This window comes from Curtobacterium sp. B18, assembly GCF_000333375.1.
Classification (GTDB): Bacteria; Actinomycetota; Actinomycetes; order Actinomycetales; family Microbacteriaceae; genus Curtobacterium.
The window spans coordinates 1-1,725 of the sequence record NZ_BACZ01000518.1; the positions used below are offsets into that span (position 1 = coordinate 1).

At 74.1% G+C, this 1,725-nt stretch carries 3 protein-coding genes; 1 reads left to right on the forward strand and 2 read right to left on the reverse strand.

Annotated features, from left to right (window positions below; all coding sequences use genetic code 11):
• On the reverse strand, positions 1 to 388 hold a 388-nt coding region (locus I5E_RS13765; protein WP_261974947.1), incomplete at its 3' end, for a LacI family DNA-binding transcriptional regulator.
• Between the two features lie 245 nt (positions 389 to 633).
• Between I5E_RS13765 and I5E_RS25590 the strand changes: the two genes are divergently transcribed.
• A complete protein-coding gene (locus tag I5E_RS25590; protein ID WP_022907498.1) occupies positions 634 to 789 on the forward strand; it encodes a hypothetical protein in 156 nt (51 codons plus the stop codon).
• Between the two features lie 236 nt (positions 790 to 1,025).
• Here I5E_RS25590 and I5E_RS13775 read toward each other — a convergent pair whose 3' ends face one another.
• Positions 1,026 to 1,487, reverse strand: a complete 462-nt coding sequence (locus I5E_RS13775) for a GntR family transcriptional regulator (protein WP_261974948.1) — start codon at positions 1,485 to 1,487, stop codon at positions 1,026 to 1,028.
• Positions 1,488 to 1,725: the final 238 nt, after the last annotated feature.

Genomic DNA, 1,725 nt, shown 5'->3' on the forward strand with positions numbered 1-1,725 from the left:
ATGACCCCGGTGGCGGTCGTCCGCGTTCGTTCCCCGGCGTGTCCCGCCGCCGGGGCCGATGTCGTCCGGGGCCAAGATGGGGAGATGCCACGCACAGGACGACTGCCGGACCGAGCGGGCGGACGCCGTGGCGGCCGTCGTCGACGACCCGGACACCACCGTCGGTCACCAGGTCCGGCCGCTCGTCCGGCACGACGTCGAACCCCGGCAGCAGCAGACCGACCACGCCGGTGCGCTTGCCCGCGAGCGCGCGTGCGTTGCCGGAAGGGACGTACCCGAGCGTCCGGATGGCCGCCTGGACGCGGTCGCGAGTGCCCTCACGGACGGCGTCGGGCGTGCGGAGCACGCGCGACACGGTGGCGATGGAGACGCCCGCCGCGGATGCCACGTCGTAGACCGTGGGAGGTGCGGTGCGCTGCTCGGCCAAGCCGTGCCTCCCGTCCGACGTCCGCTGCTCGCGTGCCGCGAGCCGCGCGGCCGGACCATCCTAGGCATGGAGCCCACCGGGACTTTCCCACATGTGCCGGAAACCCCTTGCGCGATCCGGACAAGGCGCGCCACACTGTCACGACCTCAGCACGTCCCGTGAGGAAGCGCACCGCCACGGTGCCCACACACACAGGAGAAGACGCGATGTCCCAATCGACACGGTCCGGCAGCAAGAGCGCGATCCGGCTCACCACCGACGAGGCCGAGGTGCGCGACGCACTGCTCGACCACTCCGACGGCGGCAACGCCTGGATCTTCGACCAGATCGATTCGGCCGAGGACGGCGCGACGAAACCGTAGCGGTCCGCGGAGGCGCGGTGCGGGTCCGCCGCGCACCGCGCCAGAGCGGACGGTCGCGCCTACGACACGTCCGTCCCGTCAGCGTGCGGTCGGCAGGTGCGTCGCGTCAGCGCCCGGTCGGCGCGTCCGTCGCGCCGGCGGCGGTGGGCGGGTCCTTCGCGCCGGCGGGCGGTGGGCACGTTCGTCGCGCCGGCGTGCGGTCGGCACGTCCGTCGCGCCGACGCCCGGTCGGCGCGTCAGCGTTCGGTGCTGCCCACGATCGCCATCCCGGCACCCCGCAGCCGCCGGCGCTCCTGCGCGATCCACGCCAGCAGTCGATCGTTCGTGCCCGCGACGTGTGCCGCCAACAGCTCGGCCGCGCGGTCGGCGTCGCCTGCGCGCACGGCGTCGATGATGGCGCTGTGCTCCTCCCACGCCGCGTCGCGTGCCTCGGGCGTGCGCACCTCGATCCACCGCGTGCGCTCCAGGCGGGTGAGCGCGTCGGCGATGGCGTCGGTGATGAACCGGTTGCCGCCGAGCGCTGCGAGGTCGAGGTGGAACGTCGAGCCCATCCGGATGCCGGCCTGCCGGTCCGGGGTCGGTCGGAGGCTGTCGAGGTGCGCGCGGACCTCGTCGAGCTGCGCGCCGGACGCCCGCTCCACGGCGAGCCGGGCGGCGGCGGGCTCGAGGACGCCCCGGAGTTCCGCGAGCGACGCGATCTCGTTGCGTCCGCAGTCGTTGCGTCCGCAGTCGTTGCGTCCGCAGTCGTTGCGTCCGCGCTCCGGTGCCGCTCGTGTCGGTCGTGCGCACGGCCCGTCCGGACGGTCCCCGCGCGGACGCCGGGTGTCTCCGACAGAATGATCCCATGCCGAAGACCCGCGTGCCGCGTGACCTCGCCGACGGTCGGTTCGTCCGAGCGCTCGAGGACACCCACGACGAGCTCGTCGTCGGCGAGGC